At 68.3% G+C, this 26,712-nt stretch carries 18 protein-coding genes; 8 read left to right on the top strand and 10 right to left on the bottom strand.

Annotated elements, in window-relative coordinates; translation table 11 throughout:
- Positions 1-33 precede the first annotated feature (33 nt).
- The 5 genes from MAE01_RS10760 to guaB all read right to left on the bottom strand — a co-directional run bounded on the left by MAE01_RS10760 (position 34) and on the right by guaB (position 9,184).
- Complete coding sequence (locus MAE01_RS10760; protein WP_233442698.1) at positions 34-4,668, bottom strand: ExeM/NucH family extracellular endonuclease; 4,635 nt, start codon at positions 4,666-4,668, stop codon at positions 34-36.
- Positions 4,669-4,901: 233 nt separating this feature from the next.
- Positions 4,902-5,660, bottom strand: a complete 759-nt coding sequence (locus MAE01_RS10755) for an SURF1 family protein (protein ID WP_147039636.1) — start codon at positions 5,658-5,660, stop codon at positions 4,902-4,904.
- Positions 5,661-5,718: 58 nt separating this feature from the next.
- A complete protein-coding gene (locus MAE01_RS10750) occupies positions 5,719-6,837 on the bottom strand; it encodes a GuaB3 family IMP dehydrogenase-related protein (RefSeq protein WP_147039635.1) in 1,119 nt (372 codons plus the stop codon).
- A 210-nt stretch (positions 6,838-7,047) separates the two neighbouring features.
- Positions 7,048-7,362, bottom strand: coding sequence for a DUF2277 domain-containing protein (locus MAE01_RS10745; RefSeq protein WP_147039555.1), 315 nt, complete (start codon positions 7,360-7,362; stop codon positions 7,048-7,050).
- Between the two features lie 319 nt (positions 7,363-7,681).
- A complete protein-coding gene (guaB, locus tag MAE01_RS10740) occupies positions 7,682-9,184 on the bottom strand; it encodes an IMP dehydrogenase (protein ID WP_147039554.1) in 1,503 nt (500 codons plus the stop codon).
- Between the two features lie 283 nt (positions 9,185-9,467).
- On the opposite strand from guaB, the gene MAE01_RS10735 reads away from it, so the two are divergent.
- Genes MAE01_RS10735 through MAE01_RS10715 form a run of 5 tightly spaced genes read left to right on the top strand, consistent with a single transcriptional unit; the run spans position 9,468 to position 14,481 of the window.
- Complete coding sequence (locus MAE01_RS10735; RefSeq protein ID WP_147039634.1) at positions 9,468-10,724, top strand: branched-chain amino acid ABC transporter permease; 1,257 nt, start codon at positions 9,468-9,470, stop codon at positions 10,722-10,724.
- Positions 10,725-10,726: 2 nt separating this feature from the next.
- Entirely contained in the window at positions 10,727-11,704 is a 978-nt protein-coding gene (locus MAE01_RS10730; protein ID WP_147039553.1) for a branched-chain amino acid ABC transporter permease, read from the top strand.
- The gene (locus MAE01_RS10725) at positions 11,694-12,665 is read left to right on the top strand and encodes an ABC transporter ATP-binding protein (protein WP_147039552.1); all 972 of its coding nucleotides are present in this window, start codon (positions 11,694-11,696) and stop codon (positions 12,663-12,665) included. Before MAE01_RS10730 ends, MAE01_RS10725 begins: the two co-directional genes overlap by 11 nt.
- Complete coding sequence (locus tag MAE01_RS10720; RefSeq protein WP_147039551.1) at positions 12,665-13,441, top strand: ABC transporter ATP-binding protein; 777 nt, start codon at positions 12,665-12,667, stop codon at positions 13,439-13,441. Before MAE01_RS10725 ends, MAE01_RS10720 begins: the two co-directional genes overlap by 1 nt.
- 50 nt (positions 13,442-13,491) lie before the next feature.
- A complete protein-coding gene (locus MAE01_RS10715; protein WP_147039550.1) occupies positions 13,492-14,481 on the top strand; it encodes an NAD-dependent epimerase/dehydratase family protein in 990 nt (329 codons plus the stop codon).
- A gap of 51 nt (positions 14,482-14,532) precedes the next feature.
- On the opposite strand, the gene MAE01_RS10710 is transcribed toward MAE01_RS10715, so the two are convergent.
- Both MAE01_RS10710 and rarD read right to left on the bottom strand, forming a co-directional pair.
- Positions 14,533-15,798 (bottom strand): ABC transporter substrate-binding protein, encoded by a 1,266-nt coding sequence (locus MAE01_RS10710; RefSeq protein ID WP_147039549.1) that lies wholly within the window; start codon positions 15,796-15,798, stop codon positions 14,533-14,535.
- A gap of 140 nt (positions 15,799-15,938) precedes the next feature.
- Positions 15,939-16,871 (bottom strand): EamA family transporter RarD, encoded by a 933-nt coding sequence (gene rarD / locus MAE01_RS10705; protein ID WP_147039548.1) that lies wholly within the window; start codon positions 16,869-16,871, stop codon positions 15,939-15,941.
- 105 nt (positions 16,872-16,976) lie between these two features.
- Between rarD and MAE01_RS10700 the strand changes: the two genes are divergently transcribed.
- The 3 genes from MAE01_RS10700 to MAE01_RS10690 all read left to right on the top strand — a co-directional run bounded on the left by MAE01_RS10700 (position 16,977) and on the right by MAE01_RS10690 (position 22,402).
- Entirely contained in the window at positions 16,977-18,932 is a 1,956-nt protein-coding gene (locus MAE01_RS10700; RefSeq protein WP_186806208.1) for an Hsp70 family protein, read from the top strand.
- Positions 18,933-18,953: 21 nt separating this feature from the next.
- Positions 18,954-21,554: a helix-turn-helix domain-containing protein gene (locus MAE01_RS10695; RefSeq protein ID WP_147039546.1), complete on the top strand. Its 2,601-nt coding sequence runs from the start codon at positions 18,954-18,956 to the stop codon at positions 21,552-21,554.
- Between the two features lie 131 nt (positions 21,555-21,685).
- Positions 21,686-22,402 (top strand): IniB N-terminal domain-containing protein, encoded by a 717-nt coding sequence (locus MAE01_RS10690; RefSeq protein WP_147039545.1) that lies wholly within the window; start codon positions 21,686-21,688, stop codon positions 22,400-22,402.
- 421 nt (positions 22,403-22,823) lie between these two features.
- On the opposite strand, the gene MAE01_RS10685 is transcribed toward MAE01_RS10690, so the two are convergent.
- The 3 genes from MAE01_RS10685 to MAE01_RS10675 all read right to left on the bottom strand — a co-directional run bounded on the left by MAE01_RS10685 (position 22,824) and on the right by MAE01_RS10675 (position 26,679).
- Entirely contained in the window at positions 22,824-24,470 is a 1,647-nt protein-coding gene (locus MAE01_RS10685) for a dynamin family protein (RefSeq protein ID WP_147039544.1), read from the bottom strand.
- Positions 24,467-26,359 carry a dynamin family protein gene (locus tag MAE01_RS10680; RefSeq protein WP_147039633.1) on the bottom strand — a complete coding sequence of 631 codons (1,893 nt, stop codon included), beginning with the start codon at positions 26,357-26,359 and terminating at the stop codon, positions 24,467-24,469. Before MAE01_RS10680 ends, MAE01_RS10685 begins: the two co-directional genes overlap by 4 nt.
- 77 nt (positions 26,360-26,436) lie before the next feature.
- Positions 26,437-26,679 (bottom strand): hypothetical protein, encoded by a 243-nt coding sequence (locus MAE01_RS10675; protein ID WP_147039543.1) that lies wholly within the window; start codon positions 26,677-26,679, stop codon positions 26,437-26,439.
- Positions 26,680-26,712 lie beyond the last annotated feature (33 nt).

Raw genomic sequence — 26,712 nt, 5'->3', positions numbered from 1 at the left:
TCTCCCGACGGCCTCCGCTGCGTCATCTCCCGGTCAGAACCAGCCGCGGATGATGTCCCACAGCCAGTCGATGATCGCCTTCACGATCCCTCCGCCGTTGCCGCCGCCCTTGTTGACGGTGACCTTGTCGGTGGCCTGGTCGCCGTCGGCCTGAGCGACGATCACGTCGTACCGGCCGGCATCCGTGCTCTTTGGCACCGTGAGCGAAGCCGAGAACGTGCCGTCCTCGTCGACCACGACGGTGCCGAGATCGATCGTCTTGCCCTTCTTCGACTCGAGCGTGACCGTCAGGGTCTCGCCCGGCTCGAAGTCGGCGCCCGTGACCGTCAGCTTCTTGCCGGCGCTGACGGTGTTGCCCTCGACCTCGATGGTTCCGGCGAATTCCTCTTCACCGGCATCCGCGAAGGTGATCGGAACCTGCACGCTCGTACCGGCATCCGCGACCGCGACGGTGAGCAGTTGCTCGCCCGCCGCGCCCTCGGGGACGGTGAACGTCAGGCTCGCGCGGCCCGCTTCATCGGTGGTGTCGACGATCGTCGGGTCGACGGCGCCGCTGGCGAGCACCGTGTCTCCCAGCGAGACCGTGACCTCGCCCGGTGCCGGGTCGCCGCCGCTGAACGCGAGCGAGGAGAGGTCGATCGTGACCTCGTCGCCCGGGCTGTAGCCGTCGGCATCCGGCGCGCTCAGCGTCACACCGACCGCACGCTGTGCGAGATCGGGCGTCGCCGTGCCGTTCGCGTCGAACCAGTCGACCATCGACTGCAGGTCGATCTTGCCGGTGTCGGCCTTGTTCGTGCCCTCGGCGAAGGTGGCGAAGTTGTCTCCACCCGCGGCGAGGAACGAGTTGGCCGCGACGAGGTATGACGCCTCCGGATCGATCGGCTCACCGTTCAACGTGATCGAGGTGATCCGCTCCCCCGCCGCAGCGGCCGGGTCGTAGGTGTACTGCAGCCCCTCCGAGACGCCGAGCTTCAGGAACGGACGGCTCGCGCCCTCCGGCTGCCACTGCTCCTCGAGCACGCTCTTCAGCTGCGCTCCGGTGAGGTTCAGCGTCACCAGCGTGTTGGCGAACGGCTGCACCGTCGCCGCTTCGCGGAACGTCACGTTGCCGTCGGGGTCGGATGCTCCGGAAGAGGCGTACGTCAGGTTCGCGCGGATGCCTCCGGGGTTCATGATCGCGACATCGGCGCCGGTCGCCCACTGCTGGACGTCGGCGACGAAGTTGCCGATCGTGGACTCGCCACCGCGGTTCTCGGAACCGTTCGTCTGACGTGCCCGGTTGAAGTCGCCGGTGATCTCACCGACCGGCTCCGCACCCAGCACATCGGCCTCCGCCTTGGCGTCGTCGACGATCGCCTGCACGTCGGCGACCGGCTCGTACAGCGGCTCGCCGTCCTGAGTGAGGGGCTTGATCTCGTTGGTGATCGAGAGCAGCTCCTTCGTCTCCGGGTCGACCTGCAGGTTCATCAGACCGAAGTTCTCGCCGTACTGACCGGCCGAGACGACCGGACGGCCGTCGATGACGTGGTTGTACGCGAGGTGGGTGTGCGCCGAGACGATCGCGCTGACGCTGTCGTCGACGCCCTCGACGATCTCGCCGAGCGCCGACTCCGGCGTGATGCTGGCGACGTCGGTCGAGGTGGCGCCCTCGTGCACGAGCAGCACCAGTACGTCGGCCTCACCGTTGCCGGTGTCGCCGTCGGTGAGATCGTCGGCCACGGCGTTCACCGAGTCGACGATGCTGCGCACCTCGAGATCCGCGATGCCCTCGGGAGAGACGAGCGAGTCGAGCTCCTCCGTCACCGCGCCGATGAAGCCGACGCTGACGCCGTCCATCTCCTTCACCCATGCGGGTGCGAGCGCGGTCTCACCGGTCTCGGTGAGGAACACGTTCGAGGAGATGTACTCCCAGTCCGCGCGGTCCTGCACTCGATCGCGCAGGTCCTCCCAGCCCTGGTCGAACTCGTGGTTGCCCGCCGCGCTCACTTCGAGCCCGGCAGCGTTCAGCGCGTCGATCGTGGGGTTGTCGTCATTGATGAACGACGTGAAGGTGGATGCTCCGATCAGGTCGCCCGCCGCGGCGAACACCGTGTTCGGGTTCGCGTCGCGCACCGACTTCACCGCGCCCGCGAGCACGGCGGCCCCTGCTGCCGCACCGTCCGCCTCGATGCGACCGTGGAAGTCGTTGATCGTGACGATGTCGATATCGACCGGCGGGATCTCGCTGGAGATGCCGACGATCACCGGGTCGTGGTCGCTGGAGCGGAACGGGGTGCCGGCCTCGGCGGCACCGAACGCGTAGCCGCGGTCGCTCCACTCCGGCGAGTTGATCGTCCACACACCGGTGCCGGTAACCGACTCCGCCAGCTGCGGCGATGCGATCGCGTGATCGAGCGAGCCGAGCTCACCGTCGAAGGTGTAGGTGTACTGGCCTTCGGCGTGCGCCGGAACCAGGTCGGTCCAGCCCGCCTGGGCGAACACGTCGATCGGGTCTTCCTGACCGTAGGCGTTGAAGTCGCCGAGCAGCAGGATGTCATCGCTGCCGCTGGTCTCGGCGATCTCGTCGGTGAAGGACAGCAGCGACTGCGCCTGCGCCGTGCGATCGGCGTTGAAGTGCCCCTGGCCGTCGGCCGGCTCCGCGCCGTCGCCGGACTTCGACTTGAAGTGGTTGGCGACGACGGAGACCGTCCTACCGTCCATGTCGAACGTCTGCGCGATCGGCTCGCGGGCGTTGCCCCAGACCGACTCGTCGATCTTGGCGGAGCTGTCGCCCACCGGGGTGACGGCATCCTTCTTGTAGATGATGGCGTTCGTGATGACGTCGGTCGCGGTGCCGAGCAGTGCCTCCGGCGTCGGGACGTACTCCCACACGTCGGACCCGGCATCGTCGTTCAGGCCGTCGACGAGGTCCGCGAGCGCGACATCGGGAGTGCCGTCGCCGAAGTGGACCGAGTTCTCGATCTCCATCAGCGCGACGACCTCGGCATCCAGACCGTTGATGGCGGTGACGATCTTCGAGCGCTGCACCGCGAAGAACTCCTCGTTCTTCGCGCCGCGCGCGTCGGCGTCGTCCTCGCTCATGGTCGTGAAGTAGTTGAAGACGTTGAACGCCGCGACCTGCACGTCGCCGCCTACCTCGGGCGCCGTCGCTGGGCGCGGGTTCTCGGTCGTGAACGATGCCTTGGCTGCGGCGTCGCTGGCGTCGGTGATCGGAGTCACCGGTTGCAGACGCCAGTCGTCGAACCCGTACTGGAGCACGTATCCGGCTTCAGCGAAGTCGACGACGTCGCCGTTTCGCACAGTGACGTCCTCGGTGAAGTACGGCTGCTCACCGGGGTGCGCGTTGTTGCTGACCTGGATGTTGTATCCGTCGTCGAGCAGGATGCGGTCGGCACGGTTCTGCGCGGCGATGGCGTTGGCCTCATCGCCGGGGCGGGTCGTCTCGGTGCTCTTGACGTTGAGTTCGCCCGGGTTCAGCCACAGCGTGCCGAAGTTGTAGAGCTGGTGGCTGGATGCCACCCGGTAGGTGCCCGCCGGCGCGACGAGCATGTTCTCGTACCCCTCCCGGTCGGTGCCCACGACAGATTCGGGCAGCGGGGTCGGAGCGGGGGCCCCGACGCCGGCGGTGACGACGGAGACGTCTGCGGCTGCGGCGGGCGAGATCTGCGTCTGCCCGAAGTATTCCGAGACCGTGCCGGTGACGGAGACCAGGTCGCCGATCTCGCCCGGGACCTGCTTGCCGTTCAGGAACACGAAGACGCCGTCGGAGGCACCGGGGGTGGCGTCGTTCTCGCCGCCGGAGCCCTGGGTCTGGATGACGATGCCGTTGTAGCCGCCCGTGCGGTGGTCGGCGGTCACGATGCCTTCGACGGTGACCTTCTGGCCGGCCAGTGGGGAGATATCCGCGGTGCCCTGGACCTCGGCGATGGAGACCGTGGTCGGCTCGGGATCCGGGTCCGGATCAGGATCGGGATCCGGGTCGGTTCCACCGGTGCCCTGCGGGGTGATCGATGCCGACAGCGTGAAGTCGGCGGAGTTGTCGTCGGTGTCGGCACCGTCGGTGCGGTTCAGCGACTTGACGTCCTGGTTGTTCGCGGGTGCGGTGGCCAGTGCGCCCTCGAAGGTGTTCGAGCCGCCGTAGCCGAGCAGGTCGATGACGCCGTCGACGCCGACGACGGACCCGGTGGCGAGCGTGATCGCCGAGGTGCCTTCGACCAGCGCGAGCGTGCCGGTCGTGCCGCTCGGGTTCAGGCTGCCGGTGGCGTCGGGCGAAGGAAGCTCCGCACCCGTGGCCCCGTTCGAGCCGCCCTGCACGAGGAAGTACCCGCCGGCCGGGATGGTGCCGGAGAGCGCGACGACGTTGTTCGAGTTCCCCGTGCCCGTCGCGGAGCGGTACTGGATCGACATGCCGTCGAGCGTGATGTCAGCGTCGGTCGGGTTGTACAGCTCGACGAACTTGTTCTTGAAGGCGGCACCGGCGCTGCCGCCGGACAGGTATGCCTCGTTGATGACCACGCCCGTGCCGTCCACTGCGGCGAAGGCGGGAGTGGCGATGAGCGATCCGAAGCTCATCGCGCACGCGGTGGTCAACGCGAGAGCGCCGATGCGCCCCCGTCTGCGTGCGATGGACGATCCGGCGCGATGCGCCGCACCGTCGGGGGTGTACATCATGCGATTGTTCTCCTCGTCGGCAGATGAGACCCCGGGCACCCGCCATGGGGCGCACGAGGGAGGTCCGCGATTCCCAGGGTCCACACGCGGTCACTCGCGAGTGAGCTTATGAGCGGGCTGGGACTTTCCCCAGTGAGTTCACAGATCGCTAACCGGAAGTTCTTCCGGGGCCCGAGGCGCTACGACTTTCAGCGCATCCCGACTGCGGTCCGCTGGACGAAAGTCGGGGATCAGTCGGCGGCGGAAGCAGCGCGCTCCTCGAACTCCTCGACCTCGAGCTGCCAGCGGTCCTTCGCCAGGCGATACCAGATGTAGAACGCGAAGCCGGCGAAGACGGCCCACTCGAGCGCGTAGAAGATGTTCAGCCAGTTGACGGTGGCGAGCTCGTCCGGCGCGGGCGATGCGATGTCGACCAGGCCGTCCGGTGCCTCCACAGAGGCGAGGTAGGGCCGGTAGACCGACAGCTGCTCGACGTCGTGCCACTGGCCGAGCAGCATCGCCGGCGACATCCGGTTCATCGCGAACGGATCGTCGGACGGCGGCAGCGTCGTACCCTCATCCGAGATCACGCGCCCGGCGATCTCGGCGGAGGTGCCGGCGGCGTCCGCCTCGAGGTCGGCGGCCGCGGCATCCGCACTCTCGCGATCCGGCGCCCAGCCGAGCGCGACCGCGATCGAGGTGCGGTCGGCGACGCGGAGCTGACCGGTGACCCAGTACCCCTCGTCGCCGTCGTTGAAGCGCGACGAGACCACCAGGAAATCTCCTGGCACCCAGGTGCCCTCGGTCTCCACGCGCTGGCCGACATATGGCTCGGGAAGGTACTCCCCGGGGCCGACCACGTCGGTGAGCGGCCGGACCTCTTCGGTGACCCCCGTCGGAACGGGGTCGGTGTCGATGGCGCGCTCGAGCTGCCACTGCCCGAGGAAGGCGAACACGCCGGCCACCACGAGGCACGCGCACAGCACCGCGATCCAGCGGCCGCGCAGCATGACCTCGCGAAGGGTCGGCGGGAATTCCTGGGGCGTCGTCACGGGATGAGAACGCCCGTCAGGACTGCTGGTACGGGGCGAGCACGACCTCGACGCGCTGGAACTCCTTGAGGTCGGAGTATCCCGTGGTCGCCATGGACTTGCGCAGCGCGCCGATGAGGTTGGCGGTGCCGTCGGCGACGGGAGCGGGTCCGTACAGGATCTCCTCGAGCGTCGCGATGCCGGGCGTCTGGACGCGGCGGCCGCGCGGAAGCTGCGGGTGGTGCGCCTCCGGCCCCCAGTGGAAGCCCTGGCCCGGAGCATCCGTCGCGCGAGCGAGAGCGACGCCGAGCATGACGGCATCCGCGCCCATGGCGAGCGCCTTGACGACGTCGCCCGAGGTGCCGACTCCGCCGTCGGCGATGACGTGCACGTAGCGTCCGCCGGACTCGTCGAGGTAGTCGCGACGCGCGGCGGCGACGTCCGAGACGGCCGTGGCCATCGGGGCGTGGATGCCGAGGGTGGCGCGTGTGGTGGATGCCGCTCCCCCGCCGAATCCGACGAGGACGCCTGCGGCGCCGGTGCGCATCAGGTGAAGGGCGGTCGTGTAGGTGGCGGCGCCGCCGACGATGACGGGCACGTCGAGGTCGTAGATGAACTTCTTGAGGTTCAGGGGCTCGGCCACGCTCGAGACGTGCTCAGCAGACACCGTGGTGCCGCGGATGACGAACAGGTCGACGCCGGCAGCGGCGACCGTGTCGTACAGCTCCTGCGTGCGCTGCGGGGTGAGGGATCCGGCGACGGTCACGCCGCCTTCGCGGATCTCGGCGAGGCGCGAGGTGATGAGCTCGGGCTTGATCGGCTCGGAGTAGAGCTGCTGCATCCGGACCGTGGCCTTCTCGGCCGGCAGCGCGGCGATCTCCGCGAGGAGCGGCTCGGGGTTCTCGTAACGCGTCCACAGGCCCTCGAGGTCGAGGACGCCGAGGCCGCCGAGCTTGCCGAGCATGATCGCCGTCTTCGGGCTGACCACCGAGTCCATCGGCGCGCCGATGACCGGGGTGTCGAACGAGAACGCGTCGATCGTCCATGCGGTCGAGACGTCTTCGGGGTTGCGCGTGCGTCGCGACGGCACCACCGCGATGTCGTCGAACGTGTATGCGCGTCGCGCGCGCTTGGCTCGGCCGAGTTCGATGTCCATGCTCACGGGTCAAGCCTACCGGGCGTGCCGTTCGGCCCGGCCATCTGCCCGGGAGGTGGCCGCTGTTGCCGCTGTGAGGTGCCGCGAGCGGCAGGATGCGACACCTCCCGCTCGCGCGACCCGTTGGCCTCGCCGGGAGGTGGTGCGAATGGTCGCTGCGAGGCGGTCGGAGCGGCACGAAGCGACACCTCCCGCAGCGGGTGGGGCCGCTCAGCCCGCGGCGCGGGCGGCGCGCTTCTCCTCCTGGTAGACCCTGATCGCCTCGTAGCGCTCGGCGGAGCGGGCCTGGCGCTTCGCCGCTTCCTGCTCGCGGTTCTTCGGCGGCGCGGAGGTGACGAGGTCATCGAGAAGGCGCCGGGTCGCCTCCGCGATCTCGGCGACAGCGCGGTCGAACACCGCCTGGTTCGCCCGCGACGGGGCGTTGGACCCGGAGATCTTGCGGACGAACTGCACAGCCGCGTCCTGACACTCCTGGTCGGTCGCGGCGGGCTTCAGGTTGTTCAGCGGGACGATGTTGCGGCACATACCGGCACGCTACGCCGGGCACGCGGCATCCGGTACCCCGCCGGCCGCCGGCCCACCCCCTGGAGGTGGCCGAAGTTGTCGCATCACGGCACCGCGAGCGGCAGAAGCCGACACCTCCGGTCACGACGCACCGACGCTAACCCCGGGAGGTGGCCGAAGTTGTCGCATCACGGCACCGCGAGCGGCAGAAGGCGACACCTCCGGTCAAGAATCGAGGATGCTGCGCAGGAATGGTTTCGACTCGGGCGCCTTCGGCGGCCTCGCGGGGCCTGAGTCGGTACGTGTCAACGCCGCTCCGCGGCATTGACACGACACCGACTCACTTCTTGTAGTTGGGGGCCTCGACCACGATCTGCACGTCGTGCGGGTGCGACTCCTTGAGCCCGGCCGAGGTGATGCGCACGAACTTGCCGCGCGTCTTCAGCTCCTCGATCGTGCGGGCGCCGACGTAGAACATCGACTGACGCAGGCCGCCGACCAGCTGATACGCCACCGCCGACACCGGACCGCGGTACGGCACCTGACCCTCGATGCCTTCAGGGATCAGCTTGTCGTCGCTGGGGACGTCGGCCTGGAAGTAGCGGTCCTTCGAGTACGAGGTCTGCTTGCCACGGGTCTGCATCGCGCCGAGCGAGCCCATGCCGCGGTACTGCTTGAACTGCTTGCCCGACTGGAAGACTATCTCGCCCGGAGACTCGTCGGTTCCGGCGAGGAGCGAGCCGAGCATGACGGCATCCGCGCCGGCGACCAGCGCCTTGGCGATGTCGCCCGAGTACTGCAGACCGCCGTCGGCGATCACCGGGATGCCGGCAGGACGCGCGGCGAGCGATGCCTCGTAGACCGCAGTGACCTGCGGGACGCCCACACCGGCGACGACGCGCGTGGTGCAGATCGAACCAGGGCCGACTCCGACCTTCACGGCATCCACACCGGCGTCGATGAGCGCCTGCGCGCCCTCGCGGGTGGCGACGTTGCCTCCGATGACGTCGATGTGCGCGAACGACTCGTCGGCCTTCAGGCGCTGCACGAGATCGATGACGCCCTGCGACTGGCCGTTGGCGGTGTCGACGACGAGCACGTCAACGCCCGCGTCGCGCAGCGCCTCGGCGCGCTCCCATGCGTCGCCGAAGAAGCCGATCGCCGCGCCGACGCGCAGACGGCCGTGGTCGTCCTTGGTGGCCAGCGGGTACTTCTCGCTCTTGTCGAAGTCCTTGATGGTGATCAGGCCCGCGAGCTTGCCGTCCTCATCGATCAGCGGCAGCTTCTCGACGCGGTGCTTGGCGAACAGCGCGATGACCTCGCCGGCGGCGACGCCGACCGGAGCGGTCACGAGGCCGGTGGAGGTCATGACGTCCTTGACGAACGTCGTCCGGCGCTCGAACTCGGAGACGAAGCGCATGTCGCGGTTGGTGATGATGCCGGTCAGGTGCCCGTCCTCGTCGACGACGGGAAGGCCCGAGATGCGGTACTTCGCGCACAGCCGGTCGACCTCTTCGACGGTCGCGTCCGGCGTCGTCGTGATCGGATCGGTGATCATGCCCGACTCGCTGCGCTTGACGCGGTCGACGTGCGCGGCCTGATCGGCGATCGAGAGATTGCGGTGCAGGATGCCGATGCCGCCCTCGCGCGCCATGGCGATGGCCATGCGCGACTCGGTGACGGTGTCCATGGCGCTCGACAGCAGCGGGGTGGCGACCGAGATGCGACGCGTGATGCGTGAAGAGGTGTCCGCCTCGCTGGGGATCACATCGGTGTGCCCGGGAAGGAGAAGGACATCGTCGTAGGTGAGTCCGACGAAACCGAAGGGATCGTGCTGGTCCATGGATGATCCTCCTGCAGGCGAGAGCGGCGCGTTCACCAAGTCTAAACGGCGCGGGCGTCACGAAAATTCCTCGGTGCGGACACGTCGGGGCGACCGGGCCCGACACGGGCGCGAACCGACACTGGCACGAAACAGGAGCGACACATTACGCTCATAAGGTCGTTCATCACAGCCGATGCGACCCGAAGCCTCGGCATCCTGGGACGACAGGGGAGGTTTCGTGGAACTGACGACCAGCCACAAGCGTCGGACGGTGCCGTGGGTGATCGCTTTGCTCAGCGCGATGTTGGCAGCGATGATGCTGCTGACGGCAGCACCGGCTGCGTTCGCCGAAAGCGACGACAGCACGGATGAGCAAGAGGTCACCGACTTCTTCTTCGCAGGCGTCATCCGATACGACGACGATCCGCTGCCCGGAGTGGTGGTGTCGATCGAGGGCGGCGGCTTCGAAGCGGAGACAGAGACCGACGACACCGGTCGCTGGACGCTGTACGTGCCGGAGAAGGGCACGTTCACGCTGACCGTCGACGAATCCACCCTCCCGGACGGGGTGATCGTGGAGGGCGACTCGGCGTCGCAGGAAGTCGAGTTCGGTCTCGGCAATCGCGTCATCATCAACCTGTTCCTCGGCGAGGGGGTCCGCGAGACGACGAGCTTCGTCGATCAGCTGGTCGAGCGGCTCATCAACGGCCTCAATTTCGGCCTGCTCCTCGCACTCGCCGCCATCGGCGTCTCGCTGATCTTCGGCACCATGAACCTGACGAACTTCGCCCACGCGGAGATGGTCACGTTCGGCGCGGTGATGGCCGTCGTGTTCGGTGTGACGCTGGCCGTCCCGATGTGGCTGACGATCCCGCTCGTGGTGATCTGCGGTGGGATATTCGGCTACCTGATGGACGTCGGGTTGTGGAAGCCGCTGCGAAGACGGGGAATGGGCATCATCCCCCTGATGATCGTCAGCATCGGCTTCTCGTTCGCGCTGCGCTACGTCTTCCTCTTCTTCTTCGGCGGCGGGACCGTTCAGCTGCCGAACGCCGGCGCACCGAAGATCACCATCTGGGGTCCGATCAAGCTCAGCGTCATCGACATGATGTCGATGGGCATCAGCGTGGTCGTGATCGTCGCCGTCGCACTGTGGCTGCTGAAGACCCGCACGGGCAAGGCGACCAGGGCGATCTCCGACAACCCGACGCTCGCCGCGGCATCCGGCATCAACGTCGACAGGGTGATCAGGATCGTGTGGATCCTCGCAGCCGCACTGGCAGCGCTCGGCGGCATCCTCTGGGCGTACTTCCGTCCCGGCGTGCGCTGGGACATGGGCGTCCACATCCTGCTCCTCATCTTCGCCGCCGTCACGCTGGGAGGCCTCGGCACCGCGTTCGGCGCCCTGATCGGCGCGATCATCGTCGGCCTGCTCGTCGAGGTGTCCACTCTCTGGCTGCCCTCCGACCTGAAGTACGTCGGAGCGCTTGCCATCCTGATTCTGGTGCTGCTGTTTCGACCGCAGGGCATTCTCGGTCGAAAAGAAAGGATCGGTTGACCATGGACTGGGGAGCGATTTTCAGCAACACCGCAGCATGGATGCTGAGCCCGACCACGATCGCCTACGCGATCGCCGCGACCGGACTGGCCGTGCACTTCGGCTACGCCGGTCTGCTCAACTTCGGCATGGCCGGCTTCATGGCCATCGGCGCGTACAGCTATGCGATCTCGATCCTGTCGTTCGGCCTGCCCTGGTGGGTGGGGATCCTCGTCGGCATGGTGATGTCGACGGTGTTCGCCTTCATCCTCGGCATTCCGACGCTGCGACTGCGGGCGGACTATCTGGCCATCGCGACGATCGCCGCAGCCGAGATCGTGCGACTGCTGTTCACCTCGACGGCGTTCGAGGAGCACACCAACGCGGCAGACGGACTCGGCGGTTACCACGCCGGGTTCCGTGCCGCGAACCCGTTCCCCGAAGGGACGTACGGCTTCGGCCCGTGGACGTTCAACGCCAATCAGCTCTGGGTGCGCGTGTTCGGCCTGCTCGTTCTCGCCGTGTGCGTCTATCTCGTCTGGGCGCTCATGCGCAGCCCGTGGGGTCGCGTGCTCAAGGGCATCCGCGAAGACGAGGATGCCGTGCGATCGCTCGGCAAGAACGTCTTCTCGTACAAGATGCAGGCGCTCGTGATCGGCGGGATCATGGGCGGTCTCGGCGGGGCGGTGTTCGCACTGCCGTCCGCGGTCGTCCCTGCCAGCTATACGACGTCGCTGACCTTCTTCCTCTGGACGATCCTGCTGCTCGGCGGTGCCGCGACCGTGTTCGGCCCCGCCCTGGGCGCGCTGATCTTCTGGGTGATCATGGCCTTCCTCGAGGGCGTGCTGCCGAGCCTCGCCGCTGAGGGCATCCTGCCCATGTCGGCGATCCAGGCGGCGACTCTCCGCTTCGTGATCGTCGGAGTCGCGCTCATGCTGCTGGTGATCTTCCGGCCGCAGGGGCTCCTCGGAAACAAGAGGGAGCTGACCTTTGTCAAATAACAACGCTGCACCGAACACCGGCCGGGTCAAGACGGTCGGCCTGCACAAAGGGGATGCCGCCCCTGGGTGCGAGAAGGTCGACCCGATCCTCGTCGCGGATCACGTCACTCGCCGGTTCGGCGGCCTCACGGCCGTCGACGTCGAGCATCTGGAGATCCCGCGGAACGCGATCACTGCGCTGATCGGACCCAACGGGGCCGGCAAGACGACGCTGTTCAACCTGCTCTGCGGGTTCGACAAACCGAACACCGGGAAGTGGAGCTTCGACGGCCACCAGCTCTCCGGCGTCCCCTCGTTCAAGGTGGCTCGGATGGGACAGGTGCGCACGTTCCAGCTCACCAAGGCCCTCTCCCTGCTCACCGTCCTCGAGAACATGAAGCTCGGCGCACCGGATCAGAAGGGTGAGAGCATCCTGCCCAGTCTGATCCCGGCGATCTGGCGCAAGCAGGACACCGAGCTCGAAGCCAAGGCGATGGATCTTCTGACGCGCTTCAAGCTCGACTCCAAGGCGCAGGACTATGCCGCCAGCCTCTCGGGCGGACAGCGCAAGCTGCTCGAGATGGCGCGTGCGCTGATGCGCGACCCGAACCTCGTGATGCTGGACGAGCCGATGGCAGGCGTCAACCCGGCGCTCACCCAGTCGCTGCTGGATCACATCCTCGATCTCAAGCAGCTCGGCATGACGGTCCTGTTCGTCGAGCACGACATGAACATGGTTCGCCACATCGCGGACTGGGTCGTCGTCATGGCGGAAGGGCGTGTCGTCGCCGAGGGGCCGCCGGATGCCGTGATGCAGGATCAGGCCGTCATCGACGCCTATCTCGGCAGCCACCAGGATGTCGACCTCGGTGTCGTCACCGGCCGCTACAAGGGTGAGCTCGACGAGTCCGCAGAGGAGATGCTCGAGGAGATCCGCGAAGAGCATGAGGCGGCCGTCCAATCCGCAGAGGAGGAGAAGTGATGAGCATTCCCGCCACAGCCCCGGCCGCGGAGCCGACGCCCGACACCGCCGAGGTCGTCGTCGAGGTGAAGGGGCTCACCGCCGGCTATCTGCCTGGTGTGAACATCCTCACGGACACGAACCTCACGGCCGCAAAGGGCGAGCTGATCGGCATCATCGGGCCGAACGGCGCCGGCAAGTCGACGCTGCTGAAGGCGATCTTCGGACAGGTGCAGGTCAGAGGCGGTGACATCCTCGTCAACGGTGAGAGCATCGTCGGACTCAAGGCCAACCAGCTCGTTCAGCGCGGTGTCGGGTTCGTCCCGCAGACGAACAACGTCTTCCCCTCGCTGAGCATCGAGGAGAACCTTCAGATGGGCATCATCCAGCGTCCGAAGGCGTACAAGGAGAGGCTCGAGTTCGTCACCGGCATCTTCGCCGAGCTGGGCGCGAGGCTGAAGCAGCGCGCGGGGTCGCTTTCCGGCGGTGAACGGCAGATGGTGGCCATGTCCAGGGCGCTGATGATGGATCCATCCGTATTGCTGCTGGACGAGCCGTCGGCCGGCCTGTCCCCCGTGCGCCAGGACGACGCGTTCATTCGCGTCTCGGACATCAACAAGGCCGGTGTCACCACGATCATGGTCGAGCAGAATGCCCGTCGATGCCTGCAGATCTGCGACCGCGGGTACGTCCTCGACCAGGGCCATGACGCGTACACCGGCACAGGACGCGATCTGCTGAACGACCCGAAGGTCATCGGCCTGTATCTGGGGACGCTCGGCACCGACGCAGACTGAGCCGCACCCATCGGCCACTTCCGTGAAGGAGTCCCCGTAGGCTCGTGCCCATGACGAGCATCCTGTATCTGGGCGGAACCGGCACGATCAGCGCGGCCTGCGTGCGCCGCTCGGTGGAGCGCGGGCACGACGTGACGGTGGTCAACCGAGGCAGCGCGCGGCGCGAGCTGCCGGATGCCGTCACCGTCGTCTCAGCGGACGTCCACGATGCCGCGGCGTTGAAGGACGCGCTCGGCGGTCGCGAGTTCGACGCCGTCGCCGACTTCCTCTCGTTCTCCCCGACCGATGTCGCCACGGGCCTCAGGGTGTTCGAGGGCCGCACGGGACAGTACGTCTTCATCAGCTCGGCGTCGGCGTACCAGAAGCCGCCGGCGCGACTGCCGATCACTGAGCGCACGCCGCTGGAGAACCCGTTCTGGCAGTACTCCCGCGACAAGATCGCGTGCGAGGAACTGCTGCTCGCGGCATCCCGCGATCGCGGCCTCCCGGTCACGATCGTGCGCCCGTCGCACACCTACGACGAGCAGATGCTCCCGACGCTCGGGCGCTGGAACGACATCGCCCGCATGCGGGATGGACGCCCCGTCGTCGTGCACGGCGACGGCACGATCCTGTGGACCATCACGCATGCCGACGACTTCGCGGTCGCGTTCACGGGCCTGATCGGGCATCCCGGCGCGATCGACGAGGACTTCACCATCACCGGATCGCACGCTCCGACCTGGAACCAGATCTACACGTGGCTGGCCGAGGCGGCCGGCGCAGGTGAGCCGGAGCTGGTGCATGTCGCCTCCGACACGATCGCCGCGATCGCGCCCGACCTCGGGCCGACTCTGCTCGGCGACAAGGCGCACTCCAGCCTGTTCGACACCGCGAAGGTGCAGACACTCGTGCCCGAGTTCGCCACGACCATCACGTTCGACGAGGGCGCAAGGCGGATCCTCGCGCACTACGACGCGAACCCGGGGGCCCGGGTGGTCGATGCCGAGCTCGACGCCAGGTTCGACCGCATGATCGCGCACGCCCGCTCAGCGGGCTAGACACGGCGAAGGCCGGGCGCCTCAGCACCCGGCCTTCGTCGTGCATGCGTATCAGTTGATGCGCTCGTGCGTGTTGTCTGCGCCGTACTGGAAGACACCGATGGTCGCCTCGGTCGGGTCACCGTTCTCGTCGAACGTGATCGCGCCGGAGTAACCGTCGTAGTCGGCCATGCCGCCATCGAGGATGATCTGTGCGCAGGCCTCGAAGGAGTCGCACTTCTCGCCATCTCCGGAGCCGCCGGAGACGTCCTGAAGGGATCCGGCGATGTCTGCCGCCTCCGTGGAGTTCGCAGCCAGCGATGCCAGCGCGAGCAGCACGACGGCGTCGTACGACTCGGCTGCGTAGTTGAAGTCGACGAGCTCTTCGCCCGACTGCTCCTGCCACTGCGCGATCAGACGCTCCTGGAAGTCGTCTGCCAGCACAGGACCCGGCTGGGTTCCCTTGCTGCCCTCGATCGGCACCGACATGTCGGCACCCCACTGCTGGGTGTTGCCGTCGACGAAGTAGAACTTGCTGCCGTCGAATCCGCTGGACACGAACGCCGGAACGATCGTCGAGGTCTCCTCGAAGCCGATCACCGCAATCGCATCCGGGTTCTGCGCGAGGATCGAAGAGACCTGTGCATCGAACGAGGTGTCGTTGGCGTTGTACGCCTCGGATGCCACGATCGTGCCGCCGCCGGCTTCGAAGTTCTCGGTGAGCGATGCCTCCAGACCCGAACCGTACGCGTCGTTGAGGTAGATGATGCCGAGGTTCGCGTGTCCGTCGATGCCGATCTCGCTGGCGAGCACCTCGCCCTGGAGCAGGTCGCTGGGAGCGGTGCGCCAGTAGAGGTTGTCATCCGGCCATTCGGTGAAGTCCGGCGACGTGTTCGCAGGCGAGAAGGTGATGACCCCCGCGCTGACCGCCTGGTCGAGGAACAGCTTCGTGACACCGGAGGATGCCGCGCCGATCAGCGCCGAAACCCCGGAGTCGAGCAGACGCGGAACCGTGGTCTCGAATGCCTTGTTGTCGGGGTCACCCGAGTCGCCGTACTCGACATCGACGGTGATGCCGAGGGCTGCCTCGTTGATCTCTGCGACGGCGAGTCCGACGCCGGCCTCCTCGGGCGGGCCGAGGTAGGCGAGCTGGCCGGTCTGCGGCAGGACGGTGCCGATGCTGAGCGTGAGATCCTCACGATCAGTGGGCGTCGACGGCTCATCCGAAGATCCGGTGTCGCCACCACCGCTGCACCCTGCCAGAATCATCGCGCTTGCGCTGACCACGGCGATTCCGCCGAGGACCTTTCGCGCGCGCGTGCTTGTGAAGACGCTCATGCTGCTCCCTTGCTCATTCGTGCTTCCAAGACGACTCGGGCGCCGTCCGTGACACAAAGCTATACGTGAAGAGGTCACGAGTGTGTTGCGATGCGTTAACGGTGTGTTATTGATCGGTCTCGGACCGATAACGCTCAACGTCAGACGATGGGCGCCGGTCTGGTGCGACGTCCGCGCCGCGCGGACAGCAGCAGATCGACGATGAAGACGCCCACCGCGATCCAGACCAGGATGAACCCGATCCACCGCTCTGCTGGCATCGGCTCGTGCAGGATCAGCACCCCGGTGAGGAACTGCATGATCGGGGTCATGAACTGGATCATCCCGATCACCGTCAGGTTGATGCGGCGGGCACCCGCGGCGAACAGCAGCAGCGGCACGGCCGTCGCTACGCCGGCGAACAGCATCAGCGCCGTGTGCCAGGCGCTCACCGTGCCGAACGTGATGCCGGTGGTCTGGGCCACCACGATGAGCTGGACGACGGCGACCGGGATCAGCCAGAACGATTCGAGGGTGAGTCCGCTCACGGCATCCACCGCAGGGCCGATCTTCTTCTTGATCAGTCCGTAGATGCCGAAGGAGGCCGTCAGCGACAGCGCGATCCACGGAAACGAGCCGTACCCGACGATGATCGCGACGACCGCGCACACCGCGATGCCGATCGCCACCCACTGCAGTCGGCGGATCCGCTCGTGCAGCACGAACACCCCGAGCAGCACCGTCGTGATCGGGTTGATGAAGTACCCGAGCGCCGTCTCGACCACGTGGCCGGTGAGCGTGCCGATCAGGAACACCTGCCAGTTCACGTAGATCAGGGCTCCGGCGAGCGCGGTCCAGGCGAGCAGTCGCGGCTGCCGGATGATGGCCATGATCCGGCGCCATCCGCGCATCACGGTCAGCAGCAGCACGCAGAACACGAACGAGAACAGCACGCGCGCGGCGACGACCTCCCACGGCCCCGTCGGCACGAGCAGCAGGAAGTACAGCGGCAGGACACCCCACAGCAGATACGCGCCCCCGGCGTACGCGACGCCGAATCCCTGCTCGGAGCGCGGGGAAGCGGGGAGGGTCACAGACTCACACTAGCCCCGGCTTCGGACCCTCTTCCGCCCGGCGGGCAAACGACCTATAGTGAGCCGTGTCCGACACCAGTTCTGGGGATGGTAGGCGGAAAGGGAATGGGCGAGTACGAAGCCGTGCTCGCGCTGGACCTGGGGATCAGTCGCATAACCGCGGCGTCTGCGGGTCACGCGCAGAGCGAAGATGTCGAAACCGACTCCTACGTGCTGGGGCACAGGGGCGGTAGCACCGCAGCGCTCGCATTCGTCGCCGACGACGGCGAGATCCTGTTCGGCGACGTGGCCGAGCAGCGCGGATTCAGCCGGCCCGACAACCTCATCCGCGGGTTCACCGCCGAGATCGGCGACGAGATCCCCCTGATGGCCGGAGGCAGTGCCGTACCCGCCGCTGAGCTGACCGCACAGCTCGCCACCTGGGCCGCCGGGCTCGCCGCGCAGACGCGCGAGCAGCGCCCTGCCATCGCGATCACGCATCCGGCCGCGTGGACCTCGCATCGGATCGATGCGCTCCGTACGGCGCTGAGCGGCGCCGGGTTCGAGGACGTCCGGTTCATGACCGCGGCCGAGGCCGCCATCCGCCACCACGACGCGATGCTCCGCGATGCCGGGGCACCGCCGCTGCCGGTGAACGCCGTCGTGGCGGTCTACGACCTGGGCGGCGAGGCCTTCGAGGCCACCATCGTGCGCAAGGACTCCGAGGCGGAGTTCCGCATCCTCGGCGAGCCCGTCGCGATCGCCGACGCCGCGGGGTCGCTGTTCGATGACCTGCTGCTGGATCACGCGCTGCGGACATCCGGTGCCGACGACACGGTATCCACGGTGGACGACGCCGCCGCTCGCGTCGCGTTCGCGCGTCTTCGCCGCGCGTGCGTCGCGGCGAAGGAGTCGCTCTCGTTCGACGCGGATGCCACGATCCCCGTCACCCTGCCAGGACGCAGCGCCAGCGTGCGCATCACGCGCTCCGAGCTCGAGACGATGATCGACCCCGCGCTGGAGCGCACCCTGGATGCCGTCGAGCAAGCCCTCGACGGCGCGAAGGTGAGCCAGAATCAGCTGGAGCACGTGCTCCTCCTCGGCGGATCCTCACGCATCCCCCTCGTGGCGCAGCGGCTGTCCGAACGGGTCGACCGCCCGATCGTCAGCGCGCCCGATGCCGCGGCTGCGCTGGGAGCTGCCAGGGCTGCCCTTCTCGAGCATCAGGAATCCGCCGAGCTGGCAGCGCTGCCCGCAGCCCACGCCGAGAGCGAGCCGGCCGCGGCGGCGCAAGCCGATGACGCGCCGCCGCGCCTCCGCAAGCGGCACCTGATCCCGCTGTTCGCCACCGCATCCGTGCGCTCGGCGTCTCCGGCGATCGTCACCATTGCCGCCGTGCTCGCCGCCGTCGGCGTCTCGACCAGCACCGCGGGCGCGGCGATCCTCCGGGACGTCACCGCCGAGATCCCTCCCGCCGCGACCACCGCACCGGAGGTCGTGGACGAGGCGACCGCCGCTGACCCCTTCGCTCCGCTGTTCTCCGGGACCGGAACGCTCACTGCCCCTGACGAGATCGCCCCTCGGGCTTCCGTGCCGGCACCGGCGCCCATCATCGTGAAGGACGATGCCCCGGACCCCGGCCCGCGCAGCGCCGTCCGCGACACGCTCTCCGCGGAGAAGACGCCGCGGGCGAGTGCTCCGAAGTCTCCTCGGCAGCGCGGCCCGGTGGTGGAGAACGCGGCGGCGCCGGTCTCAGACCCGAGGCCCACCCCGAAGCCCACCCCGCGGCCGACACCGTCGCCCACCTCTCAGCCGGCGCCCGACCCCGGACCCACTGATCCGGGTCCGACCACGCCGCCGGACGATCCGACACCGACCACGCCCCCACCCGATCCGACGCCGACGACGCCGCCGGCCGACCCGACGCCGACCACGCCCCCGGCCGACCCGACACCGACCGATCCGGTACCGAGCGATCCCCCCGCCGACCCCACCCCGACAGTCCCCCCGCCGTCCGACCCGACGCCTCCGCCTCCCTCCGAAGAACCCTCGCCTCCCCCTCCTTCTGTGGAACCGATCTAGAGAGAAGACGAGCTGATCGCCATGACTGTTGTTTCGATGCGGCCGGATCACACGCTGGATACCGGTCCCGCCTTCCTCTGGGACCGGCAGCTGCGAGCCGCCATCGAGACCATCGGCGCATCGTCCGGGCCCCCTCCCCGGGCGATGCTCATCGGAAACGCCGGCTCCGGGAAGTCGGAGTCGCTGCGGCACCTGCACCGGGTGCTCCTCGATCGGGGCGAGGCCGCGATCCTCACGCAGCTCCCCGACGCCGCTGCCATCGAGCGGACCCCGTCGGACACCGTGCTCCTGATCGACGACGCGCATCTGCTCGACGAAGAGCAGTTCGCGCAACTGGCCACGCGGGCGGCCGACCCGGCGGCGGCGCTCGTCGTCGCCGCCAGGCCGTGGCCGGCATCCGAGCATCTGCGCGTCGTCGCCCGGATGCTCGAGCGCACCCTCCCAGCGATCGTGCTCGGTCATGTCAGCCGGTCAGACGTGCTGCCGTACCTCGACGCGCATGGGCGCGCGATGCCGGAGCCGTGCCTGCAGCACATCCTCGACGCCACCGGCGGCGTCACGTGGCTGGTCGCCGAGGCTCTTGCGCAGCACGATGAGCTCGACTGCGCCGCCGACGCCGCCCACGGCGAGCTCGAGCGCGCACTCCAGGAGACGATCCTGCACCGGCTCGACACCGTGAGCCCCGATCATCACGACGCCGTCGAGGCGCTGTGTGTGAGAGCGCCAAGGCGCGCGGCGACGGATGCGGCCGCAGACGATGCCGCCCTGTGCGGGTACGCCGAAGGGCTCCTCCTGCGCAGCGGTCGCCCTGTTCCGCTCGTGCTGTCGGCCGTCCGCGCAGCGATCCCGGTCCGTCGGCTCGCCGAGCTGACCGGCCCGCTCGCCGCCGCACAGCACGGTGCCGACTCGGAGGATCCCGACTTCCTCGCGCTGGCTGAGGAGATCGGCGCCGAGACGGTCGGCGCCGCGCTCGTGCGGCAGGGCGATCGGATGCTGGATGCCGAACCTGGCCGGGCCGAGGAGGCATACCGCGAGGCGCTCCTGTGCGGCGCCGATCCGTCGGCCCTCACCGCGAGGCGGACCAGGGCCGCCTGGGCGCGCGGCGATCTGGACACCGCGATCGCGATCGCCGAGGATGCCACCGCGGTCACCAGTGCCGCTGACGGCGACCTGCTGACGGACATCTCGGCCGGAGTATGGGCCGCGCGGGGAATGATGGCGCAGGCGGATGCCGTCTACCGCGCCCGTCCGCCCGACACGGTGGATTCGGCCGCTCTCGCGTCGATCGCGGCGTTCGGCACAGGAGCGACGTCGTCGACACCGGCGCGCAATGCCGGTGTCGCGCCGTCGACCCTGAGCGTGTCGATGGACCTGCTCCGCCGTGGCCTCGAGGCATCGACCGCCGGTGACTGTTCGGAGGCTGTCCTCGCCGACTTCGTCCGCGCCGCCGAGATGTACACGAGCTCGCGCGCCTCGGGCGCCGTCCCTGAACTGCCGGCCGTGATCGCGGCCGTCGTCGCTCTGAGCCTCGGCGCGACCTCGACCGCGCGCGCCGTGATCGATGACGCGATCCGGGGCGGGCACGGCGGACCGTGGGCGGCCCCGCGACTGCTGCTCTGGCGCGCCTGGGTCGCGGTGCAGTGCGCTCACCCGGGCGAGGCACGCGCCGACCTGGCGCAGGCACGCGAACTGACCGGTGACCTGTCCGCACGCGACGCCCTGCTGGCGCACGCGGTGCGCGTCGCGATCGCACGACGCTATGAGGATGCCTCCGGAGCGGATGAAGCCTGGCGCCACGCACGCGGAATCGTGCTGCGCACCGAGATCGACCTCTTCCTGCTGCACCCGCTCGCAGAGCTCATCAGCGCCGCGACCCGCGCGGGCGATGCCGCGCGCATCAGGCCGCACTTCGCACGTGCGCTCGAGATCACCGCTCAGCTCGACGACCCGCCGCTGTGGATCGCACATCTGCGCTGGGCCGGCATCCAGCAGGGCATCCTGCTCGGTAACCCAGCGCACCTCACACCTCACGCGAAGGCGCTGGTCGCGGCATCCGCCGACAGCCATGTCGCCGCCGTCATGGCGAAGGCCGGGCGGGTCTGGACCTCCGTGCTCGGCGGTTCCGTCGACCCGGCAGCGGTCGAGGCCGCGGCGGCGGGGCTCGCATCCATCGGCCTGAAATGGGATGGCGCACGCCTGGCCGGCCACGGTGCCGGGCGCACGGACGACCGCAAGGTCGCGGCTCGGCTGCTCGCCTGCGCTCGCGAGCTGCACCCTACGGACGGCACGCGCAAGACCGCGGAGACCGGAGACACCGCAGAGCAGGGCAGCGCTCGCACGACCCCAGAGGATCTGCTGAGCGATCGCGAGATCGAGGTCGCACGCCTGGTGCTGCAGGGGAAGACGTACGCAGAGATCGGCGAGGCGATCTTCATCTCGCCGCGCACGGCAGAGCACCACATCGCCCATATCCGCAACCGGCTCGGAGCGACATCGCGCTCCGAGGTGCTCACGAAGCTGCGACAGCTCATCGGCGAGGACCACGCCGTCACATCCATCCATCCCGTCCGCGCGTCCGCGACCGGTCAATCCCCCTCCCCGCAGCTGCGGGTATCGGGGTGATCCCCGATGCCCGGTCGGTCAGGCCCGAATACGATCCGAAGCAGGATCTGGGGATCTGCGGGCTCCCGCAGGGGCGGGTGCTCGGCGAAGCACGTTGAGCTTCGAACGATATCCAAAGGGGGGACATCTCCATGACGACACCGGTCGAGACGATCGCCGATGCGCTGATCGCCTTCATCTTGAGCCTGCTCCGTGATCCGGACGCGGCCGAGGGATTCGCCACAGACCCGGACTCAGCGCTCGAGGAGAACAACCTCCGCAGCGCGTGCATGGCCGATGTCGCAGCCGTGCGTCCTGTCATCGTCGACAGACCGGACGTCGTGACGCGCTCCCAGCCCGATTCGCCCCCTGCGCCGAACAATCACACCGAAGTGACGAACGAGATCATGCGGATGGTGCAGCAGTTCACCACCATTGACGCGCGCTCGACGACCGTCGACCAGTCGGTGAACCAGAACATCTGGACGGAGGGCGGCGATGTCACGCAGCTCTTCGACCAGGAGGCGATCATCGCATCCGGCGACGGTTCGGTCGCTGCGGGCGAGGACGGCATGATCGACGAGAGCGACACCGACGTGACCGTCGGCGACGTGTCGATCGGGAACGAGACGAACGAAGGCAGCTTCAACGACGCCGACATCGACGTGTCCACGCCGGCCCCGGCTGCACCGGCTCCGGCCGCGGCGCCCGAGTCCGCGCCTGCGCCTGCGGCACCGGTCGACGTCCCGGAGCCCGCCGACGTCCTCGACAGCGATATGGCCGCCGCCGATGACTCGTACGACGCCGACGCGGCGAGCGCCGCCGTCGCCGACGAGCCGCTGGCGGAAGAGCCGCTCGAGGAGGAGTGACATCAGCGCCGTGGCCCGACAGGACTCCGAGCCGGCTCGGGAAGCACCGAGCCGGCCATCGACGTCCAGCGACAACGGTGCGCCGGTGATGGTGAAGGCGACGCCGCCGTTCGAGGTGCGGCTCAGTCAGTTCTTCTGGATCATCAGCTTCGCCGTCGGGGCGTTCGCGGTGGTGTTCCTGTTCGTCGTCCGCGAGGAGCTGCTGCCGCTCATCGAGGACGTCGCCCGCGCTGTGACCGAGGGCCGCAGCGACGAGACGTACACGAGCGCCGCCGACATCCTGTTCTGGATCGTCTTCGGCACGCTCGTCGCGGTGCTGCTGGCGCAGATCACGCTGATGGTGTCGTTCAACAACCGCCGGCCGAACGTTCGGTGGTGGCAGCTGGCCACTCTGGCACTGCTGGCGCTGCTCGTGGTGCTGTCACCCGAGTGGGTGGCTCTGGGCACCCACGGCGCGCAGTTTCAGACGATGATCGCGGCGGAGGCCGGGCTCGTCATCCTGGCGCTGCTGTGCAGCATCCTGCCCCGCGCCATGCGGTGGACGTCCCGCCGTGTCGACGTCGTCCGACGCGGTGGCGCGGAGGCTCCGCCCCGGGCCGACCTCTGAGGCCTCCGAAGCGATCTGCTCGAGCGTGCGGATCACCACACGGCAGACGTCGAGCACGGCACGATCGGCGAGCGGCGATGAGCTCATCCTGCGCCAGCGCGCGACGCCCTCGCGCGCTGCGGCATGCACGGCGGCGGCGTCCGCCTGGGGCGACAGGCCGAGCCGGGTGGGCGCGTCCGTGCCTTCCGCGCCGATGATCCGCTCGGCTTCTGCCGCGTCCTCGTCGGCCAGCGGCAGCCCCTTCGATCTGGCGTCCGCGAGCAGCGAGAGCTCTCGCAGCGTGTGCGCGGCCAGGGTGAAGTGCTCGATCCCGGCGCGGATCGCTTCTGTGCCTGCCCTCGGGAAATCCCGAGTCAGGCGCTCGAGCTGGAGCACGATCCCACGGGCTTTCAGGGTCGCCGCGCGCGGCTGGAACTGTCCCGCGACGAAGTCCTGGATCTCCAGCAGACCGCTCTGCTGCACGAGTTCTTCGGAGAGCTCTGAGGAGCTGGATGCTCCGCCGCGAATGATCGCGGTCGCCATCCGTACGCCGAAGATGCCGAACCGGGCGAGCAGATCACGGCGCACGATGACGCTGAGGCCGGTCGCATCCGTCTCTCGGAGGAACCGGTCGGCCGACACGAGCAGTCGTTCGCGTTCATCGCGATCGAGAGCCGACAGCTCGCGGAACGCGATGTACTCGCTCTCGCGCAGCGTTCGCGCGCCCTCGGCCAGGAGACCGGTCACCGGGATCACGCCGAGAGTGAGCGACGCGAGCTCCGGATCGCGCTGATAGCGGTGCGCGACCCGTCGCGCCGAGAGCAGCGAATCGATGCGCCCCGATCCGACCTCGTCCGCGCGCGAGAGCACGCTGACGGCGCACACGGTCTGCGCGGCCCCCGCGGCGTTGTCGCGGAAGGCCTCGAGGAACTTCACATCCGACCCGTGCAGATGGCGCAGCAGATACACGACCGCGTCGGCCGCGGACGGCGCGTCGTCGGGAGTGAGGAAGCGGAAGGCGCGAGTCGAGGTGTCGGCGGAGAGCGAGGCGATGCCCGGCGTGTCGATCAGGATCACCGACTTCAGAGCCTGGAGCGGCCAGCCCACATCGATCCACTCGACCTCCTCTGCGGAGAGGTCGCCGAGGTCGAGTACGAGCAGACCGCGGTCCCGGCGGATCGGCATCCGTCGCGGCGCGCCGGTACGCGGGTGCAGTGTGATCGTCGGCGTCGGCGAATACCGGTACCAGGTCACGACGCGCGTGCACTCCCCGGTGTCGGTGGGCGCGATGCGTTCGCCGAGCATCGCATTCAGCAGTGTCGATTTACCGGCTTTCACCATCCCGGCCAGCGCCAGGCGCAGCGGCTCGTGCAGACGTTCCTCGAGCTGATCGATTATCTCGAGCACGCTCTCATCGTCCGCGTACACATCCCTGGTCGTGGCGAGCAGCTGCTCGGTGATGCCGACGATGGACGCCGTCATGAGCCTGACCGCCCTGACGTTCCGGACGGCAGGGCGCCGACGGGCCCCGGCGCGCGGTCAACGGCCTGGGCGGGCATGGGCTCCAGCGCCGGAATCCTGCTTCTGAGTTCTTCGAGCTGCACGATGCGCGCCTGCAGCGTGCTCACCCTGGCGTCGCGCTTGGAGGTGAACGTGGTCGCCGCCTGCTTCGCCGTCGTGAGGGCCTCGGACAGCGAGCGATGCAGCTCCTCGGCCATCGAACCGAAGTGGTCGCGCGCGGTCCGCTGCACAAGCCGCAGGCGATCCTTGAGCTGCTTGCCGACCTGGAAGGTGACCTCGTCGATGTGCCGGCGCACGATCAGCTTCGCTTCCTGCTGACGTCTGGCGAGCCGCGCGTGCATGTCCTCGCGGTAGGCGCGGCGGCCCACGAGCACGCCGGCGAGCAGCGACAGCGGGTTGATCAGTGACAGGCCGATCAGTCCGGTCACAAGCCCCACCATGAGAACGCCGCCGTAGGACCCCCGGACACCGATGTAGATCTTCTCGCCGGCACTGAGGTGCCCCGAGTCGAGACCGGAGATCTCCTCGACAGGATCGAGCACTCCCCTGGTGTCCTGCACGTCGATCGCGGGAAGGGCGGTCTCGCCCTTGCTGAAGAGGTCGGCGACCTCCTCGGACAACCACTTCGAGCGCTCATCGGTCCACACGAACGTCTCGGCCACTGCCGCGGCGACCCGCTGGTCGAGCCACTCGGTGATCTGGTCCCAGATCGGTCCTGGGTCTCCCTCGTCGATGGACTTCTCCGCCTCGCGCATCACGCGTCGTAGGCGGTCGCGCACATCGTGCTCCATGTCGGCGACGAGATCGGCGATGCCGTCCGTGAGCGTCACCTGCCACCGCGCGGAGCGCCCGCGGAACTCGTCCGCGCTGGCCTTGGCCGCCTCGAGTTCAGCGATCATGCGCGGGGTGTCCTCTGGGTTCTGCAGTGCGTGCAGCTCGGTGCGCATCGACATCGTCAGCTGGTCGATCACGGAGAGCAGGTCGTGCACGGCGCCGCGCTCATGGATCATCTCGGCCCGCCCGAGCACCTCGCGTCGCAGATGCGCGACGAGGGCAGGGAAACCGGAGTCGTCGTTCAGTGTGCGGTCCTGCAGTTCGGCGGCCAGCAGTCGCAGATCGCTCGACACGGCGAAGATCGGCACGTCACCGGCATCCAGCAGGTGCCCGCGGTCGATCCGTTCGACCTCGCGCCATTCCGGGTAGAGGTCGGTCTTGGCGAGCACCGCGGCCACGTTCGGCGAGATGCGCATGGCGTGGCGCAGGAACTGGACCTCCGGCTCGGTGTACTCCTGCGAGGCATCCGACACCATGAGCACGGCGTGCGCGGAGGACAGCGCGGCCAGTGTCGTCAGCGCGTTGGTCGACTCGAACCCACCGACGCCGGGCGAATCGACGAGCTGCAGCCCGCCCTTGAGGATCTCCCTCGGCAGCAGCACCTCAGCCGACAGGATGCCGCGCTCGTTGCCAGGGTTCCCGCGCTCCGAGACGAAATCGGCGAGATCCTCGAGAGGGATCTCGCGGCGGTCGACGCCAGGATTGCGAGGATCGGCACCGCCGCCCTTCGCCCTCTCGAGGATCCACGCCGATGGCTCCGGCGCGTAGCCCACCACCGTCGGGACGCTGGTGGCGATGTCATCGTCGACCGGACATGCCGGTGCGTTCACCAGGGCGTTGATGAGCTTGCTCTTGCCCTGCTTGAACTCTCCGACGACGATGACCCGGATTCCCGGATCGAGCAGTCGCTGATGCGTCTGCTGCAGACGCTCAGCGAGATCCGCACGTCCGGCGGATGCCGCGAGGCTGCCCACCTCGCGGACGGTTTCTGCGACCGAATCCCCAGCGGCTCGCATCTCCGGCACGTGTTCCCCCCAAGTGTTCTTCGAGCATTTGGGGTGGTGCACCACCCCTGCTCTCCCCAGTCTCGGGATCAGACGAGAAGGTCTGGTCCCAGTGCCCCTCCGTCGATGCCGGAGGCGGCTGCCGGATCATCTCCCCAGATGACTTCCGGATCCACCTCCCAATCGGCGGAGTTCACGTTCTCGATCTCCGCAGTGAAGATGTTCGCCCCTGTCGGGTCGGCATCGGCTGCGGCATCCGGCCAGAGGGTCCCGTCGAATGCGCCTGAGTCCATCGGCTCCAGTGCCGATTCGCCGTACGCGTCGTCGGACATGTCTCACGACCTTCGGATCGGATTGTCTGCAGT

The sequence above is a fragment of the Microbacterium aerolatum genome (assembly GCF_007988825.1).
GTDB lineage: Bacteria > Actinomycetota > Actinomycetes > Actinomycetales > Microbacteriaceae > Microbacterium > Microbacterium aerolatum.
Note: the sequence above shows the minus strand (reverse complement) of the source record. Positions and strands in the feature narration are given on the sequence as shown.

What these genes read in the sequence shown, in the direction of transcription:
- MAE01_RS10720 (WP_147039551.1), top strand. Translation starts at nt 12,665, where the DNA reads ATGAGCATTCCCGCCACAGCCCCGGCCGCGGAGCCGACGCCCGACACC.
- MAE01_RS10755 (WP_147039636.1), bottom strand. Translation starts at nt 5,660, where the DNA reads ATGCTGCGCGGCCGCTGGATCGCGGTGCTGTGCGCGTGCCTCGTGGTG.
- MAE01_RS10715 (WP_147039550.1), top strand. Translation starts at nt 13,492, where the DNA reads ATGACGAGCATCCTGTATCTGGGCGGAACCGGCACGATCAGCGCGGCC.
- MAE01_RS10710 (WP_147039549.1), bottom strand. Translation starts at nt 15,798, where the DNA reads ATGAGCGTCTTCACAAGCACGCGCGCGCGAAAGGTCCTCGGCGGAATC.
- MAE01_RS10750 (WP_147039635.1), bottom strand. Translation starts at nt 6,837, where the DNA reads ATGGACATCGAACTCGGCCGAGCCAAGCGCGCGCGACGCGCATACACG.
- MAE01_RS10695 (WP_147039546.1), top strand. Translation starts at nt 18,954, where the DNA reads ATGACTGTTGTTTCGATGCGGCCGGATCACACGCTGGATACCGGTCCC.
- MAE01_RS10730 (WP_147039553.1), top strand. Translation starts at nt 10,727, where the DNA reads ATGGACTGGGGAGCGATTTTCAGCAACACCGCAGCATGGATGCTGAGC.
- MAE01_RS10745 (WP_147039555.1), bottom strand. Translation starts at nt 7,362, where the DNA reads ATGTGCCGCAACATCGTCCCGCTGAACAACCTGAAGCCCGCCGCGACC.
- MAE01_RS10675 (WP_147039543.1), bottom strand. Translation starts at nt 26,679, where the DNA reads ATGTCCGACGACGCGTACGGCGAATCGGCACTGGAGCCGATGGACTCA.
- guaB (WP_147039554.1), bottom strand. Translation starts at nt 9,184, where the DNA reads ATGGACCAGCACGATCCCTTCGGTTTCGTCGGACTCACCTACGACGAT.
- MAE01_RS10680 (WP_147039633.1), bottom strand. Translation starts at nt 26,359, where the DNA reads ATGCGAGCCGCTGGGGATTCGGTCGCAGAAACCGTCCGCGAGGTGGGC.
- MAE01_RS10760 (WP_233442698.1), bottom strand. Translation starts at nt 4,668, where the DNA reads ATGTACACCCCCGACGGTGCGGCGCATCGCGCCGGATCGTCCATCGCA.
- MAE01_RS10735 (WP_147039634.1), top strand. Translation starts at nt 9,468, where the DNA reads ATGTTGGCAGCGATGATGCTGCTGACGGCAGCACCGGCTGCGTTCGCC.
- MAE01_RS10690 (WP_147039545.1), top strand. Translation starts at nt 21,686, where the DNA reads ATGACGACACCGGTCGAGACGATCGCCGATGCGCTGATCGCCTTCATC.
- MAE01_RS10685 (WP_147039544.1), bottom strand. Translation starts at nt 24,470, where the DNA reads ATGACGGCGTCCATCGTCGGCATCACCGAGCAGCTGCTCGCCACGACC.
- MAE01_RS10700 (WP_186806208.1), top strand. Translation starts at nt 16,977, where the DNA reads ATGGGCGAGTACGAAGCCGTGCTCGCGCTGGACCTGGGGATCAGTCGC.